The following is a 17,803-nucleotide window of genomic DNA, read 5'->3' as shown; positions in this document are numbered from 1 at the left end:
TCTTCTTCGCCAGCAGTTGTAAATGCTCTGCAAGTCAAAAGAAAAGTGGCTTATTCAGCCACTTTTCTCTGATCAAGTATGAAATTCTTTATTTAGCATATTCAACAGCACGCGTTTCGCGAATAACTGTAACCTTGATGTGCCCCGGATAATCCAGTTCACTCTCAATTTTCTTCGTAATATCACGAGCCAAACGGAAAGCTTCCGTATCATCCACCTTTTCAGGCTGAACCATGACACGTACCTCACGCCCTGCCTGGATTGCGTACGACTTTTCAACACCTTCGAAGGACTCTGAAATTTCTTCCAGCTTTTCAAGACGTCTAATGTACGTTTCCAATGTTTCACGGCGCGCTCCCGGACGAGCAGCGGATAAAGCGTCTGCTGCACCTACCAGCATCGCTATGACCGAAGTGGCTTCACAGTCACCATGATGGGAAGCAATACTGTTGATTACGACTGGATGCTCTTTATATTTCTTACCAATCTCTACGCCAATTTCAACGTGAGATCCTTCAACTTCATGATCCAAGGCTTTACCGATATCATGCAGGAGACCGGCACGTTTCGCCAATGTCACGTCTACCCCGAGTTCTCCAGCCATCAATCCTGTTAAATAGGCAACTTCCATGGAATGCTTCAATACATTTTGTCCATAGCTGGTTCTAAATCTCAATCTACCCAATATCTTGATCAGGTCTGGATGCAATCCATGAACGCCGGTTTCAAAGGTTGCCTGTTCACCGTATTCACGAATCCGTTCGTCCACTTCCTTGCGGGACTTCTCAACCATTTCTTCAATACGGGCAGGATGGATACGTCCATCTGCAACCAGTTTTTCAAGGGCAGTGCGGGCAATTTCACGACGAATCGGATCAAAACCGGACAAAATAACAGCTTCAGGGGTATCATCGATAATAAGATCAATCCCTGTGAGTGTTTCAAGCGCGCGGATATTTCTACCCTCACGTCCGATAATTCGTCCTTTCATTTCCTCATTCGGCAATGTTACCACCGATACCGTTGTTTCCGCTACGTGATCAGCAGCGCATCTCTGGATGGCTAACGTAATGATTTCACGGGCTTTCTTGTCGCCTTCTTCTTTGGCTTGCTGTTCGATCTCTTTAATCAATTGAGCTGTTTCATGCCGTACTTCCTGTTCCACATTGGTCAAAATAATTTGTTTGGCATCTTCCGTGGTCAATGCGGAAATACGTTCCAACTCGGTAACCTGGTTCTTATAAATCTCGTCAATGTGTGATTGGGTTTCTTCAATCCGCTTCTCTTTGTTGGCGACTTGCTCTTCTTTTTTCTCAAGAGATTCTAATTTTTTATCCAGCGATTCCTCTTTTTGCAACAATCGTCTCTCTTGTCGTTGTGATTCATTTCGACGATCACGAATGTCTTTTTCAGCTTCGGTTCGGAGCTTGTGAATCTCATCCTTGGCCTCCACAACCGCTTCTTTCCTTAGTGCCTCCGCCTCTTTTTTAGCGCCATCCTTGATTAGCTCAGCGGCTTGCTCAGCACTTGAAATTTTCGCTTCTGCAATGGACTTGCGGATAAAATAACCAATCCCTAAGCAAATAGCACCAACAACGAGAATGATTAAGATCCAGATGGCTGGATGTATGTTCATCCAGTTCACCTCCTCGTTGTTTCTCCAAGGGGTAAGCTTGGGGGTCGTATGGTTTTTAATCCGTTTAACAAGCAGTAAGAAAAGTAAAAATTGGCGATTTTACTTTGCCAACCTTCCTGTTTAGGCATAACAGAGAGGTTGATTGTACAAAATTATACATGCTCATTTTATCTTTTGTCGAAGAAGCTTGTCAAGGTGTATGACATGAGAAATGCTTTACTTTGTAGAAATTATTAAATTCCTGCCAAATTTTTATACCTAAACCGTATTCAAACCTGTTCTGCAGCCTAATTAGTTTACATTATTAACTATTCGTATTACAAATGAATTTCATTCTTCAAATTCAATCTCCCAATCCTCATTGTCCATACCACGACTGACGGCATCCGTTAATTCGCGTACAGCACGAGTGGTCACGCTTGAATTGTAGCCTCTTCTTTGCAGTAAGGCATAGGCTTTTCTTTTAATATTTTGCACATCTGAGTCCGGCTTTAAACTGGAACCATATTTTTTATAAATCAGATTATAAGCATTACTATACTCCAGTTGTTCGTCAATTTGACCAATCGCACTTGTAATGTGTTCAGATTTGAGCCCCTTCTGCTGAAGCTCCTGCTTAATCCAATTACGTCCCTTCTTGGCTGAATGAATACGCTGCTGTGTCAGCTGTTCAGCAAACAAGGAATCATCTATATACTGCTCCCGTCTAAGACGGTCCAGCGTGTCTTCAATTGTGGGAAGCTCATAGTTCTTTTGTCGCAGACGTGCCTTTAGTTCGTGCTCGGAACGCAGCCTGAACGATAATAAACGAATGGCATCCAAATAAGCCTGCTGTTTGTCTTGAGCATCTACTATCGCTTTCAGCTCTTTTTCATCGATTGCCGTACCCTTGGCCAAACTGTATTTGATCAGCACATCCTCATGTATAGAAAATACATACTGTTCTTCGATATATAAATTGTAACGATCCTTGGCTCTTTTTTGTCGCTCTATTTTGGTTATTACGCCTTCTTTTAAAGGCAGCTCCTTCAACTCATTTACTTCTTCATCCATGATTTATCACTCCGAATGCAACGGAAGGGCACCTGAGTAAGGTGCCCTTCATCTGCTTTATTCAACTTCTTCCAAATCTTCATCATCTTCCTCGTTATTCAGCAAGTCGGCATCGACGGTTGCTGACAAGTTGGCATTTTCGCGAATCTTATTTTCAAGAATATCAGCTACTTGCGGATTATCCTTTAAGAATTGCTTGGAGTTCTCACGACCTTGACCCAATCGGTCACCGTTGAAGGAATACCAGGCGCCACTCTTTTGAATAATATCCATTTCAGCACCGATATCGATAATGCTTCCTTCTTTGGAAATACCTTCGCCATACATAATATCAATATCTGCCTGCTTGAATGGAGGCGCTACTTTATTCTTAACTACTTTAATTCTTGTACGGTTACCAACCATATCATTGCCTTGCTTGATGCTCTCTACACGACGTACATCCAAACGTACGGAGGAGTAGAACTTCAATGCTCTTCCGCCCGGGGTTGTCTCCGGATTACCGAACATAACACCGATCTTCTCACGAAGCTGATTGATGAAAATTGCAATCGTGTTCGATTTGTTGATAGCACCGGATAATTTACGCAATGCCTGTGACATCAAACGTGCTTGCAGACCCACGTGGGAATCTCCCATGTCTCCTTCAATTTCCGCTTTAGGAACCAGTGCCGCAACCGAGTCAATAACGATAATATCTACAGCTCCACTGCGTACCAATGCTTCAGCAATTTCCAATGCTTGCTCACCCGTGTCCGGTTGGGAGAGCAGCAGCTCGTCTATATTAATTCCAAGCTTACTTGCATAGGAAGGATCTAGTGCATGCTCAGCATCGATAAAAGCCGCTGTTCCGCCTACTCGCTGCACCTCAGCAATAGCATGAAGCGCAACTGTTGTTTTACCCGATGATTCAGGGCCAAAAACCTCTATAATTCTACCACGTGGGAATCCTCCTATGCCGAGGGCAATATCAAGAGCCAAAGATCCGCTGGGGATAACATCAATCTTCATATGGGCGGATTCACCCAGTTTCATAACCGATCCTTTACCAAATTGCTTTTCAATTTGACGAAGGGCATTGTCTAGTGCTGCGCGCCGATCTGACAAAACACTCACTTCCTTTTCCGTATTGGATAAGTATAATAATAACCTATTTTGATGGTGTTGCCAAGCATTTTTGCGAACATACATTCTGTTTATGGTCCAAAGAAAAACCGTAACAAAATGTGATCCATTGTTACGGTTCTTCCGCTTCCTCTATTATATTACATTGGCTGTGCGCTTTCAAGTTCTAATTATATCAATCCCAGCTCTATCAAACCGCCAAACGCTTCCACAATTGGTATAATGCCGCCTTTGCAGCACGAAGCTTGATATTGTCCCGATTACCGGACAACTGCAGCCGCTCCACAACCGGCAGCCCTTCTTTGCAGGCAATAGCCAGATACACAAGACCTACCGGCTTTCCTTCGGATTCATCCGGTCCGGCCACCCCAGTGATAGCAACTGCATAATCGGTATCTGCCTTAAGTCGCATCTGTTCTGCCAGAATACCGGCTGTTTCCGCGCTGACTGCCCCTGGAGCTCCTGCTCCTTCCAGAATACTCATCGGCACATCCAGCAGCTTATTCTTCAACATATTGGAATAACAAACGATACCTCCACGGAATACGGCAGAACTTCCGGGGACTGCGGTCAGCATATGTCCGAGGAGCCCTCCTGTACAGCTCTCAGCAGCTGCCAGGAGCAATTTGCGCTCCTTCATGATACGTATGACCTCTTGCTCAATTGGAACGTCTACAGAGGCGTATATGTAGTCTCCAAGCCTGCTTCTGATTTCCTGCTCCAGCGGCTCCAGCTTTACATCCGCTTCCGCTTGTGAAGAGGCGCGAGTGGTAATGCGTATCGTAACCTCAGACTCCTTGGCATAAGGAGCTATGGTTGGGTCTGTTTGCGCATGAATAAGGTCTAAAAGTTCATGTTCAAGCGTAGATTCACCAATTCCCGCAAATTTCAACATCCTCGAGAACAAGGGATGAACCCCGCTCATCTTCGACGCAATCCACGGTGCTGCGTAATGATCGAACATGGGCTTCATTTCTTTAGGGGGACCGGGTAATAGTATGTAGTGTGTGCCATCCTGGGTCAAAGCGATACCTACAGCCATTCCTGCATCATTCGTTAAAGGATCACTGTGCTCCAGCATAAGCGCCTGCCTGCGATTGCTTTCGACCATATGAATGCCTCTCGAACCAAACACTTGTTCGATATGATCCATTGAGGGCTGATGGGTGACTATCCTTTGTCCCAGAAAAGCGGCGAGCGCATCCTTGGTCAGGTCATCCTGGGTCGGTCCAAGTCCGCCTGTACAAATGATTAAATCGGCCCGGCTTTTGGCAATTTGCAGGGCGTCCGCCAAGCGGCTTTCATTATCACCGACAACGGTCTGGTAATATACACTTACACCCAAATCTGCACACCCTTGGGCCAAATACTGAGCATTGGTATTCACAATCTGTCCTAGTAAAAGCTCTGTACCAACCGCTATAATCTCAGCTCTCATTCAAACTACCTCCCGAATGGAACAAAAAAACAATAGGAAACTCCTACTGTTTATTCGTTAAAGTTAATGACATGTTTATTTTTAATAAAATAATCCAAACCGGAATACAAGGTTATGATAGCCGCGACCCAGCTTGCAAATAAATCAAAGCGCAGATTAATAAAAGCAAATGGAAAATTGTTGATCAGCAGTGCAATAATTGCCGTAATTTGAGCTGCTGTTTTCCATTTACCCCATTTACTAGCCGCAATGACATGACCCTCAAGCAAAGCGATCTGTCGTAATCCTGTAACGGCAAATTCCCGGCTAATAATCACAATCACGATCCATGCGCCGACCTTATCCATCTCAACTAAGGATACGAGCACAGCAGATACAAGAAGCTTATCAGCCAAGGGGTCAAGCAATTTCCCCAGATTTGTTACAAGCTTACGCTTCCTGGCAATATACCCGTCCAGGCCATCTGTCCAAGCCGCAATGATAAAAATAAGCGCTGCAATAATTTGGTTGTAGGTGATGCTGAACTGATCCATTTCAATTTGAGGAAACTTTAAATTAACAAGCAAGAAAAACATAATGATAGGTACTAAAAAGATCCTCGCCAAAGTGATCCGATTGGCCAGGTTCATGCCACAACCTCCCCGGACAAATCAAACTCGAATGAGTGGGTAATGTGAACCTTGGCTAACTCTCCAATCTTAAGCTGTGCCCCTTTTACAAACACTTCTCCGTCAATCTCAGGAGCATCGTACTGGGAACGGCCAATATAGACATCATTTCTGCCGTCATACTTTTCAATCAACACATCCACGGTCTGGCCTACCCGATTTCCGTTACGGATATTAGAAATACTACGCTGAATTTCCATGATGGTATTAGCCCGATATTCCTTTACATCATCCTGAACCTGATCCGGCAAACGGGCAGCTGGTGTATCCTGCTCTTGTGAGTAGGCAAACACACCCAAGCGGTCAAATTCAACTTCTGTAACAAATCTCTTCAAATTTTCAAAATCCTGCTCAGTCTCACCCGGGAACCCTACAATAAGCGAGGTACGAAGTGAAACATTCGGAATTCGCGAACGAATTTTGTCAATCAATGCTTTGGCATCCTGCTGTCTGCCTGGTCTTCTCATCCGCTTCAAAATAATATCTTCACTATGCTGCAAAGGCATATCGACATATTTGCATACCTTTGGGTTTGAAGCAATCGTGTCGATCAATTCGTCGGTAAAAAATCCCGGATATGCATAGTGCAGTCTGACCCATTCAATTCCGGCTACTTCCGTAACCTTGTTCAACAACGCAGGCAGCATAAATCCGTCATACAAATCCGTACCATAATTTGTTGAATCCTGTGCAATCAGACTGATTTCCCGAACGCCCTGCGAAGCCAATTGCTCAATTTCCGCAATAATGGATTCCATGCTTCTGCTGCGGAACTTACCGCGCATGATCGGAATACTGCAGAACGTACAGGCATTGTCACAGCCCTCGGCAATTTTCACATAAGCGGTATAACGCGGAGTCGTCACACGACGTGGAAGCGGCTTATCATAGTTGAAAACCGGGTTCCCCACCAAGACCGGCTTTTTCCCAGCAAGTGCTTCTTCAATAATTTCATTAATTTTGTCAAAATCTCCTGTGCCTACGATACCATCAATTTCAGGCATTTCTTCCATGAGCTCTTTCTTGTAGCGTTGAGTCAAGCATCCGGAAACAATCAATGCCTTCAAATTAGCAGTCTGCTTCAAATCAGCCATATCCAATATCGTATTCACGGATTCTTCCTTTGCTGCATCAATGAACCCGCAGGTATTAACTATAATTACAGTAGCTTCTTCCTTATCCGATACTAATTCGTAGCCACGTCCAAAAACAAGTCCTGACATGATTTCGGAGTCAACGAGGTTCTTCTCGCAGCCGAGCGTAACTACTTTTACTTTCTCTGTCATATCCATATCCTCCAATAGTGAATCAAGCCTATGGGTCAAGTATAAACGAACCGAATGAATAGTGTCAAAAATGTATATTAACGAAAATTTAGAAATTGTAGGTCAAGAGGCAGATCCGCTTTGCGAAGAAGCTGGATAACCTGTTGTAAATCGTCTTTGCTTTTGCCAGAAACTCTGATTTGATCGCCCTGAATTTGGCTTTTCACCTTTAGCTTGGAATCCCGGATCATGATATTGATTTTTTTGGCATTATCCTGATCGATTCCTGACTTGAGCTTCACCTTTTGCCGAACGGTCTGGGATGAAGCTGGTTGAATTTTATCGTATTCGAGGTTTTTCAAGGAAATTCCCCGTTTAGCCATCTTGGAATGCAAAATGTCAATTACGTTTTGCAGCTTGAACTCATCATCGGAGACGATAACTAATTCATCTTTTTCAACTGCAATACTGCTTTTGCTATTTTTAAAATCAAATCGGGTCATAATTTCTTTCTCCGCTTGATTAATCGCATTGTTCAATTCCTGCATATCCATTTTCGAGGCAATATCAAAAAAACTTTCGTCAGCCATGGTCGCACTTCCTTTATATAATTAATTGACTTACACTTTTTGCAAATCGATTTGAACCCGTTTGGCATTTGGAGTGTCGCCCAGCACAATAGGGGTTCCATTCACATTCAATTCAACTGCATTGGAGCGGCCAAAAATCATAAATGCCGAATTGGTAAGCTCCCAGCTTTGCTCCTTACCCTTAGTGAAGGTGCCTTGCTCGAGCGTATCTCGTGGTTCTCCTAATGAATCAATCTGCATCCAGCAAGCATCGCCTACAATCTTCATTTGGATCGTAAGCTTATCTGCATTGGAAACCAAATAATAATCGGTGCCACCTTGGCTTTTGACCAGCTTCACCTCAGTTTTCACTACAGGTACAGGAGGTGGAGCAGGCACTACTGGTGCATTTTTGTCGTAAACGGGTGTAGTCACACTGCCGCTATTGGCATTAGGATCCACCTTATCTGTGACCCGATTCGGTTCATTTACAGGATTGGCTTCATGCGGCTTATTATTATAATTCATTATTAGATAATAATAGATGATCCCCAGGATGAGAACAAAAAAGGCAATCATCATGACAGTGGAAACCCATTTGCCCATTCTTTCCGTATTTCGTGTCGTTCTCTTGGAGCGAGTAGGTTCAATATGGTCTGGCTCTGCCGCGGGAATCACATTTTGATATAAGCTCAATATTTCATTAGGCTCCAGACCCACTGCTTCGGCATAACTTTTGATAAATGCTCTGACATAAAAATTACCGGGTAATATTTTGTAGTTTCCATCTTCAATCGCTTCCAAATAGCGCTTACGAATTTTTGTGCTTTCCTGCAAATCTTCTAATGAAATCTTTTTTTCCAACCGTGCTTTTCGCAACAATTGCCCAAGATCAGACATGTTCTCACCCCTTTCGGAACGTTCATTGTAATGGATTATTAATAATCATTGATACCGTTTGTTATGGCATCGTAATTGATTTCTTCATCAGGTGTATTGCGCAGCTCTACAATGTAATTGAAATGCTCATACGTATATTCAGAATCCCGCACAAAAATATCCGGATGCTCGATGACTTTCGTCGAAGGCATACTCATGATTTGCTGTAAAAGGGAGTGATGCTTTTCATTGGAACGAATGGTCGATACGATACCATCAATAATAAAAATATTGTTCGGGTTCATTTCCTCCTCAGATAATTGACTGCGAACCGTTTGACGCAGCAATGTTGAGGATACAAAATTCCAACGTTTATTGGAGCAAACGCTCCCGGCTATGATCGATTCCGTCTTGCCTACGCGCGGCATGCCTCTGAGTCCAACGACCTGATTGCCGTCACGCTTGAAAATTTCACCGAGAAAATCAACCAGAAGACCCAACTCATCACGCGTAAAGCGGAATGTTTTACGATCATCCGAATCTCTTTCAATATATCTGCCATGGCGAACAGCTAATATATCAACCAATTTGGGCTCTCTGAGTGCCGTTATAGTTATATTATCCACTTTTCGCAGCATTTTACCCATCAAGTCAATTTTTTCATTATCATTGGTTTGCAGCAGCATACCACGGGTCCGATCTTCCACCCCGTTAATCGTGACAATATTAATATCCAGCATCCCCATCAGGGAAGCTACATCCCCTAATAAGCCAGGACGATTTTTATGTATTCTGTATTCCATATACCACTGCTTTGTTTCCATTATAGGCACCTCATATCGATGATAATCACACATCAACTCAAATTTTTGGAGCATGTTACAAAAATATTCTACAATTTTCGAGAAATTCCTTCCTACTTCTTAAAGAAATCTTTATTATTCTTGATTAAGGCTTAATGATTTGTATTTCCTGGGAAGTATATTCCTGATTTCCATTCGTCCATGTCTGGGTTTCTATGGTTTGCAATATTGAGGTCATAAGGATGCCCCACTGCAGCTCTATGGAAACAGCTGTCATATCGATTACGGGCACCTTCAGGTTTTTAACCCTCTGTAAGGAACTGGCATCCAAAGGAGAATAAATAGCTATCCAGCTGGGCCCATGTCTCCTGACCTGATTCTGAAATTGCGGGAACCAGCCTTCGGCATCGGACAGACCTATCGTTTCGGCCTCCTCGGAAGGTGCCCACAACGATGGTATCGGCCTGGCGCCCACTGTCACCCATTCAATGGATTTACCTAATATTTGCTGCTGTTTAACCCACTCGTCCCATTGCTTGTCCATAAAGCCTTGCCCCGTCTGTTTCCATACGATATGTTTATCCGTGACTGGCGGATTATCACCCGATACCGTATCATCGAGCAAAATCCATTTTTTGTCGGGAATTGCTGTAGCAATAGGCAGTACTTGTCGAGTAAGCTCGTTTCCTATGACAATTATGTATGTATAGGGTCTCGTTTTCAGAGCGGTTATCTGTGCTTCCTTAAGCACTGCTGTATCCGCCATCCAATCAAAAGCAATATGATGACTGTCACGCCAAGCTATCAATGTATTTTGTAAAGTTGATTTTGTAGAATCCGATACATGTTCTTTGGAAATGATTAAAACGGAAACTTTGGATTCCAGTAAAGCGGGGTCAATTGCGGGAATGTTCTTGCCACAGCCTCCAAGTACAAATAGTATACATAAAGTATAGAGCCCCGTTGTCCATCTCTTCTTACTCAACTACCTCTAGCCGCCTTTCCAATCAAATTAAGTTAAGTATACCACAAAAGTAACGAAAAGCCCCCTTGGAAGGAGGCTGCTGTCAATTGCATTTAGGTTCCCGGTGTAACCAGCTTTACCATCAGCTTGGCGATTGTTCTCTTTTCCTGCTCGTCAGCAACATCCCAGAGCTCTTTAAGCACTCGTTCTTCATTATTTTCCGGGTCCACCTTGTCAGATAGAAACTCCCCGATTTGAAAGGCCAGCTTGTTGATCGTTTCATCCTTCATGCCGGCTTTTTCTGCCTGATCGATACGTTCATTCAAAAATTGCTTCCAGCGGTCAAATACCTTTAGTACAGTTGCCATTGCTCATAGCCTCCTTGGAGTCAAAGTGTATTACCACTTTTACTATTCGCCAAATCGAGGTCTACTATACCATGCTTAAGTTAACCAACCGCCATTGGGACTAATAATCTGTCCGGTAATATAGCCGGATTCCGGAAGCGCCAGAAAATAAACCAAGGAAGCAATTTCGTTCGGCTGAGCAAACCTTCCAGCAGGAATTTCATTCTCTATGGCTGCTTTTTCCTGGGAATCAAAGTTTGCCATCATCAGTGTGTCAACCGCACCTGGCGCCACCGCGTTCACGGTAACACCAGAAGGAGCCAACTCCTTGGCTAAAGCTTTTGTAAAGGCATTGATACCGCCTTTGGTTGTGGAATATAACACCTCGCAGGAAGAACCGGAAATTCCCCATATCGAGGATACATTAATGATTCTTCCATATTTTTGCCGGATCATCGGTTTCATGAACTGCTGACTGATCAAAAATGACCCTTTCAGATTGATGTTCATGACATCCTCCCAGAGCTCCTCGCTCACATCGGAGAGCATCCCGTAATGGGAAACTCCTGCATTGTTAACGATAATATCAGGTGTCATTTCATGATGATCCAGTTTTTCCTGCAGCCGTAAAATCTGCTCCTTGCTGCGCAGATCAGCAGTAGCCGTGAGCACCTTAGCACCTGTTTTCATACATCTGCGTGCCGTATCATTAGCCGCCTCATGAGACTGCATATAATGGATCACGACATTCATTCCCACGGAAGCGAATCTTTCGGCAATCGCCGCACCAATACCGCGGCTGCCACCCGTAACAAGTACGGTTTGCTCGTTAAAGGGACGGATCGGATCCTTCATCACGCTTCACTTCTGACAATGGATACGGCCAATTGGCTCCAGTCAAAATGCTCGTTCAGCATTGCCGTAACATCTTCGATTGTCAATTGCTCATATACAGGCAGTATGTCAAATAAATCGATTTGTTTAAACCGATATTTGGTGAATTCATTGGCAATGGATTCAGGAGAATTCAACTGCCGCAGAAAACCTCCAATTTTCTTTTTACGGCTTCTCTCAAAATCGGTTTGTGCAATCCCGCTCTCCTTCACCTTATCGATTTCCTCGCGAACACGTGAAACCAATTTGTCAGGGTCTGGCGTATCGCCACCGATGATTGAAAAGGCATAATTCTCTGCAATATTGTACTCACTCCCGAAGCTGTCGGAAATGATTTGTTCCTCGTATAGCTTTTGATAAATAGCCGAGCTTGGACTGAGCAAAATATCCAGTAAAACCTTCATAACCAGTTCCCGCTTCAACAGCTCCTTGCCACTAGCATCCTGCTTCGGTTCCTTGCAGCCGAACAAGCATTTGGGAAGAGAAACCGGAAGTACGGTTACTTTCTCCTTGTTCCTGACGGTGGTTGGCTCCTGCTCAAATAAACGATGAATTTCACCTTGAGGCTTATACTCCTTGGCAGCCTGATTGCTCCTGATCAATTCCATCGTTTCCTCGGGATCGACACCTCCAACCACAAACAAATTCATATTGCTGGGATGGTAAAAGGTATGGTAACAATCATACAGCAGCTCTTTGGTGATCTTGGCAATGGAATCTACAGTACCGGCAATGTCAATATGTATCGGATGGTGGTGATACATCGTCTCTATCAAACCAAAATAAACGCGCCAATCCGGATTATCCTGGTACATTTTGATTTCCTGACCGATAATGCCTTTTTCCTTGTCTACGTTCTCATCGGTAAAATATGGATTTTGCACAAAATTTAACAAGGTAGTCAAATTTTCAAGAACATGCTCAGTTGCCGAAAATAAGTAGGCTGTCCGGTCAAAGCTCGTAAATGCGTTGGCAGAGGCACCATTGGAGGCAAATACGGAAAAAATATCGCCGGTCGGCTCCTCAAACATTTTATGCTCCAAAAAGTGAGCAATTCCATCAGGGACTTTAATCTCGGAAGCACCCTCCACACGAAAATGGTTGTCAATCGACCCATAATGGGTGGAAAAGGTAGCATAGGTTTTGGAGAAACCTTCTTTTGGAAGTATAAAAACGGTCAATCCGTTAGGAAGCTGCTCTGTGTAAATCGTTTCCTTCACATGAGGATACGGTATCGCCTTCATATTCTACACTCCCTCCTTTCGATCACGTAAGAAGTAAATCGTATCGAGCTTGACCTTGCCTGCTGCTGCTTGAATTTGCGCTTTGTCGACAGCAAGAACATCATTAATCAAGTCAGGTACCGTACGCTCTACACCCGACAATATATTGTTAAAATCAAAAGAAATCAGTTCGAACGCGGAATCCTGAAGCTGACGCAGATGTCCTGTAATCATGGCCTGGGTCTGCTGCAGCTCGATATCATTGATATCACCCGCTGTCATCGCGTCCAGCTGCTGGCGGATAATCGCCACGGCTTTCTCATAATTTTCGAGTTCAATGCCTGATTGTATGGTAAGTATTCCCTTATGCCCATCCAGCCTTGAAGACGCATAATAAGCGAGACTTTCCTTTTCCCGCACGTTGATAAACAGCTTGGAGTGCGGATAGCCTCCTAAAATGCCATTATACATTAGCATCGTTGGATAAGCCGCGTCCGCATAGGTGGTATGAGTTCGCAAACCCAAATTCAGCTTGCCCTGCTTGACGTCAAGCTCTTCTATAACCTCGCGAACCTCAGCTTCTTTGGATTGACCTTGAAGCGTGGAATAACCTCCCGCAACCTCTCTTTCTCCACCAAAGCTGCTTTCCACAAGAGCCATGACTTCCTTAAGCGTGGTTTTGCCCACTACATAAATGTCGATAGGCGATTCTTTCAGCCATTGCTTGTAATACGTATACAGCTCCTTGCTGGTCAGCTGCTTTAAGGCTTCAATGGTACCAAGCGGGTGCAGACGGTAGGGCTCACCCTTACACATTTCCTCTATACAACGCTCGGCTGCATATTTCACCTTATCGTTAATGATCGACTCGATACGTTTTTGCAATGTTGTTTTTTCGGAATCGACGTATTTGGAGGTAAATTCGCCATCTTGGGCAGCAGGTTGGGTAATCGCCTCTCCAACAAAACGCATGCCTTGCTCCAGCAATGACTCGGTGCTGTTCACGAAATCATCCTGGATCAGGTCCATCCGAAACTGTACCATCTGATAATCGCCGCGCTTATAAATATCAAACCCAAAGCCTGCACCGTATAAATCGTCTAGACGTTCCCGGAACTGCTTGGTTTCTGGATAAACCTTTGTACCGCGACGCAATACAAATGGAATTAATGCTGTCGGTGTTACGGTTTCTTCCTGTAAGCGACTTCCGACATAAACCGATATGGCATATGTTTTAAATTGCTCTGTGGGCAGCACGTGTACCCTGATATTATGAACCGTACCACGTTGAAATTGAACATTTTTCAAAAGGGAGCAGCTCCTTTCAGCCTGTAATCGAACTCCATACCATTATATTCCTTCATAAACAGAAGAAGCAAACGAACCTCGTTTGCATCCCCCTTTTCTGCATATCCATTTATTTGCAAAAAATATGCTTGCCGATGGTTTTGACCTGCGGACGTCCCCAAATCCATTTGGAGGTTGCTGTTTCCGGATTAAAATAGTATATGCAGCCTCCCGATGGATCCATGCCATTTAACGCTTCCTGTACGGCCTTCTTGGCATTTTCATTTGGCGTCAGCCATATTTGTCCATCAGCTACTGCTGTGAACGCACCAGGCTGAAAGATGACACCTGATACAGTGTTAGGAAAGCTTGCCGATTTAACTCGATTCAGTATGACAGCAGCTACAGCAACTTGACCAATATAGGGCTCACCTCTTGCCTCGCCATATACCGCATTGGCCATCAAATTCAAATCCTCTGTGGATAAGCCCATATGATTGTTCGGCGCCAGGTTGGCATTCTTATCCGGGGCTGGCTGGGTATTTCCTCCGCCATCTGCAGTATTTGAGGATGGGAGTTCATTGGCTGTCGGCTTGTAATCCTTGGTCGCTTCCCATAGTTTCAGCTTCGTTTTAGAACCAGCTATACCATCAACCTTCATACCGAATTCGGATTGAAACCATTTTAATGATCGCAGTGTATTGTATCCAAAGTCTCCATCTACAGCGCTGTTATAGAAGCCGAGGAATTTTAATCGTCCCTGCAGCTCGTATACATCCTTCCCTGCTGCTCCATATGCAATATCATTCTTGCTGAAGGTTTGCATGGTTTCAAGCTTCTGTTTTAATTGATAGCCTGTAAACAGCACGAGTAATAAAGCTGCAGTTATAAGCACCAGTCGTTTGTTCATTTGCATTACGTGCACACTCCCATTTCATAATGGTAAACATTTATGGTTATTATGAGAAAGGCGGCACGCTTATATGCATACGGAAGCTTAAAAGCAAAATGAACAAAAAAACATGCCGGATCCATCATCCGACATGCTCATTTTACGAACTCATCCTGCCTTGATACTGTTCCAAGGAAACCAGCACCTCACGCGGTTTACTGCCTTCATAGGGCCCTACAACACCTTTGGCTTCCATCGAATCAATTAATCTGGCAGCCCGTGTATAGCCTACGCGCATCCTGCGCTGAAGCAAAGATACCGATGCCTGCTTGGCCTCCAAAATAATTTGCACAGCCTGATCATATAATTCATCCTCAACCTGATTGGTTCCCTCGACCTGCTCTTCAACCTGCGGAACCATATCCTCTACATAATTGGCCTGCTCTTGATTCCTCACGAAATTAACAACATCTTCCACTTCATTGTCGGACAAAAAGGCACCCTGTACACGCACAGGCTTGGAAGCTCCCATGGGCAGATACAGCATATCCCCACGACCCAACAGCTTCTCAGCGCCAGCCATATCCAATATCGTACGGGAATCTACATTAGACGATACACCAAATGCGATACGAGATGGAATATTAGCTTTGATAACACCCGTAATGACATCAACAGATGGCCTCTGTGTAGCAATAATTAGATGAATACCCGCCGCACGCGCCATTTGTGCTAATCGACAGATTGCATCCTCCACATCATTCGCAGCTACCATCATCAAATCGGCAAGCTCATCTACGATGACGACAATATAAGGGAGCGGAGCTCCGGATTTAGTTTCCAGCAGCATCGCATTGTAGCCTTCTAAATTACGCGTTCCGCTTTTGGAAAACAGCTCGTATCGTTTTTCCATTTCAACAACGACCTTTTTCAAAGCAAGCGAGGCCCGCTTCGGGTCAGTAACAACAGGGGCAAGCAAATGGGGAATTCCATTATAAACGTTCAATTCCACCATTTTCGGGTCAACCATCAAGAAGCGTACCTCGTTAGGTTTTGCCTTGTACAAAATGCTTGTAATGATCCCGTTAATACAGACTGATTTCCCTGATCCCGTTGCTCCTGCTACAAGTAAATGCGGCATACGGGCCAGATTTCCAACGATTGGCTGTCCGGCAATATCGCGACCTAATGTAATCGACAGCTTGGCACTCGAATCCTGGAAAACAGCGGTTTCCATAACTTCTCGCATCGTTACTATCGATACTTCAGCATTCGGCACCTCAATCCCGATTGCAGCTTTACCTGGAATAGGTGCCTCCATCCGGATATCCTTAGCTGCCAGAGCTAGGGCAATGTCGTCCGTAAGGCTTACGATCCGGCTAACCTTCACCCCAACATCCGGCTGTATTTCATATCGAGTTACAGAAGGTCCGCGTACAACCTCCAGTACCTTCGCTTTCACTCCAAAGCTTTCCAGTGTAGCCTCCAGCTTGCGGGCAACCGCTTTATAATCCAGTGAATCGGCACCCTTGAGAAGGCTTGGCTTGGCCAACAGATCCAGAGACGGTAGCACATACGGCTTCTGTGGCTTGACTGGGGTATCCATAGTAGCTATATCCCCTGATTCTTCCCCGGCAACTTCATTGTTTTCGTGAGTTGGAGACGGGTCTAGCGAAGGAGCCGCGGATACCGTTGGTATTGGCATGTTCGATATTTCCTGCTGCACCTGCTCTTGAAAATCACGAATAATCGGGATTGGAGACTCCTGCTCGATTTCTCTTTTGTAAACCGTCTCTTCCGCAATATTCGGTTCGCTCACCGCTTCAGGCTGAGCCGATAACGAAAGTTCGTCATCGAAGACTTCAGGCTCAATTCCCATAGCCGTGGTTGGCTTTGGCTTCGGATGTACCCGATCCATGAATGAAGTAAAGGCTTTATTCGGCCTCTTTATTTTACGCTCCGGCTTCAACGTTTCTTCATCAAATTCATTATCATCAGGCATGAGCGGAGCCACATAAGCTTTCTTCTTGACAGCAACGACCTCAGCTGCTGCCGCTTTCTGATTCCGTTCTTCCCACCAACGACGTATGTATTGGCCAAGTGCTGTGTCTGCGAACGTTTTCTTTCCTTTTATTTTTCCCATCATATCGCCTAGAGTTAGGCCGGTAAGCAAAATAAACCCGATAATGAAAAGCGTGTATTGGATCAATTGAGCACCTATTTTTACGAATAGAAAATATAGGGTTCCATATAACGCAGCTCCGAGCATTCCGCCGCCAACCTGATGAGTAAGAATAGCCTGTCCTTTGTCAGTCGCACTGAAGCCGTCGACCATACTGGCCCATGTTTGCGACCAAATCATACCGGCTGTATATGTACCTTTCGGGTAGAGCTGCTCAAACAAGCTGATGTGACTCATAATGAGCAGGGCGATCATCATCAGCAAAATTCCCGTCTTGCGAGACGTCCGCCAATTCGGCCATTGCCGTTTCACCATTACATACAAGCCTGCATAAATAAAAACAAGCGGAATGATGAAATCCCACGTCCCGATTAAAAATCGAAACAGATAGCTTAAAGCACGAGCAACCGGACCTTCCCGGGAAAGTGCGATAACCGATAGCGTTAATATTATAATTCCATAGAGCTCATACTTTAAATTCGTTTTTATCGATTTTACAGACGCCTTACGTTTCTTCTTTGGCCTGGCCAAGACGGCTCACCCCCAAGAATAAAGTATACCATACTTTGGGGATAAGC

Annotated in this window: 16 protein-coding genes; all 16 read right to left on the bottom strand. The window is 44.5% G+C overall.

The features are described 5' to 3' along the window. Positions 1-88: 88 nt before the first annotated feature. Positions 89-1,636: a ribonuclease Y gene (gene rny / locus NST47_RS16865; protein ID WP_275900822.1), complete on the bottom strand. Its 1,548-nt coding sequence runs from the start codon at positions 1,634-1,636 to the stop codon at positions 89-91. Between the two features lie 330 nt (positions 1,637-1,966). Further along, positions 1,967-2,689 carry a RecX family transcriptional regulator gene (locus tag NST47_RS16860; RefSeq protein ID WP_341156123.1) on the bottom strand — a complete coding sequence of 241 codons (723 nt, stop codon included), beginning with the start codon at positions 2,687-2,689 and terminating at the stop codon, positions 1,967-1,969. A 57-nt stretch (positions 2,690-2,746) separates the two neighbouring features. After that, entirely contained in the window at positions 2,747-3,796 is a 1,050-nt protein-coding gene (recA, locus tag NST47_RS16855; protein WP_076232926.1) for a recombinase RecA, read from the bottom strand. A 208-nt stretch (positions 3,797-4,004) separates the two neighbouring features. Next, positions 4,005-5,252 (bottom strand): competence/damage-inducible protein A, encoded by a 1,248-nt coding sequence (locus NST47_RS16850; RefSeq protein WP_341156122.1) that lies wholly within the window; start codon positions 5,250-5,252, stop codon positions 4,005-4,007. Between the two features lie 50 nt (positions 5,253-5,302). Next, entirely contained in the window at positions 5,303-5,881 is a 579-nt protein-coding gene (gene pgsA, locus NST47_RS16845; protein ID WP_076232922.1) for a CDP-diacylglycerol--glycerol-3-phosphate 3-phosphatidyltransferase, read from the bottom strand. After that, entirely contained in the window at positions 5,878-7,206 is a 1,329-nt protein-coding gene (gene rimO / locus NST47_RS16840; protein ID WP_341156121.1) for a 30S ribosomal protein S12 methylthiotransferase RimO, read from the bottom strand. Before rimO ends, pgsA begins: the two co-directional genes overlap by 4 nt. A 77-nt stretch (positions 7,207-7,283) precedes the next feature. Then, entirely contained in the window at positions 7,284-7,775 is a 492-nt protein-coding gene (locus NST47_RS16835; RefSeq protein WP_341156120.1) for a YajQ family cyclic di-GMP-binding protein, read from the bottom strand. Between the two features lie 30 nt (positions 7,776-7,805). Beyond that, positions 7,806-8,654: a helix-turn-helix domain-containing protein gene (locus NST47_RS16830; protein ID WP_341156119.1), complete on the bottom strand. Its 849-nt coding sequence runs from the start codon at positions 8,652-8,654 to the stop codon at positions 7,806-7,808. A gap of 38 nt (positions 8,655-8,692) precedes the next feature. Further along, entirely contained in the window at positions 8,693-9,457 is a 765-nt protein-coding gene (locus NST47_RS16825) for a DUF3388 domain-containing protein (protein ID WP_076232911.1), read from the bottom strand. Between the two features lie 124 nt (positions 9,458-9,581). Continuing rightward, complete coding sequence (locus NST47_RS16820) at positions 9,582-10,421, bottom strand: hypothetical protein (RefSeq protein WP_341156118.1); 840 nt, start codon at positions 10,419-10,421, stop codon at positions 9,582-9,584. A 92-nt stretch (positions 10,422-10,513) separates the two neighbouring features. Continuing rightward, entirely contained in the window at positions 10,514-10,768 is a 255-nt protein-coding gene (locus tag NST47_RS16815; RefSeq protein ID WP_076232906.1) for a DUF3243 domain-containing protein, read from the bottom strand. A gap of 75 nt (positions 10,769-10,843) precedes the next feature. Beyond that, positions 10,844-11,602 carry an elongation factor P 5-aminopentanone reductase gene (gene ymfI, locus NST47_RS16810; RefSeq protein WP_341156117.1) on the bottom strand — a complete coding sequence of 253 codons (759 nt, stop codon included), beginning with the start codon at positions 11,600-11,602 and terminating at the stop codon, positions 10,844-10,846. After that, on the bottom strand, positions 11,602-12,885 hold the full coding sequence (gene yfmH / locus NST47_RS16805) for an EF-P 5-aminopentanol modification-associated protein YfmH (protein WP_341156116.1): 1,284 nt from the start codon (positions 12,883-12,885) through the stop codon (positions 11,602-11,604). The genes ymfI and yfmH overlap by 1 nt, the downstream gene beginning before the upstream one ends. Before the next feature lie 3 nt (positions 12,886-12,888). After that, complete coding sequence (gene yfmF, locus NST47_RS16800; protein ID WP_262686351.1) at positions 12,889-14,172, bottom strand: EF-P 5-aminopentanol modification-associated protein YfmF; 1,284 nt, start codon at positions 14,170-14,172, stop codon at positions 12,889-12,891. A 109-nt stretch (positions 14,173-14,281) separates the two neighbouring features. Then, positions 14,282-15,061 (bottom strand): spore cortex-lytic enzyme, encoded by a 780-nt coding sequence (sleB, locus tag NST47_RS16795; protein ID WP_262686614.1) that lies wholly within the window; start codon positions 15,059-15,061, stop codon positions 14,282-14,284. Positions 15,062-15,203: 142 nt separating this feature from the next. Beyond that, positions 15,204-17,756, bottom strand: a complete 2,553-nt coding sequence (locus NST47_RS16790; protein WP_341156115.1) for an FtsK/SpoIIIE family DNA translocase — start codon at positions 17,754-17,756, stop codon at positions 15,204-15,206. Between the last annotated feature and the right edge of the window lie 47 nt (positions 17,757-17,803).

Source organism: Paenibacillus sp. FSL H8-0034 (assembly GCF_038000305.1).
GTDB lineage: Bacteria > Bacillota > Bacilli > Paenibacillales > NBRC-103111 > Paenibacillus_S.
The sequence above is the reverse complement of the archived record's forward strand: the minus strand, read 5'-3'. Positions and strand labels throughout refer to the sequence as shown.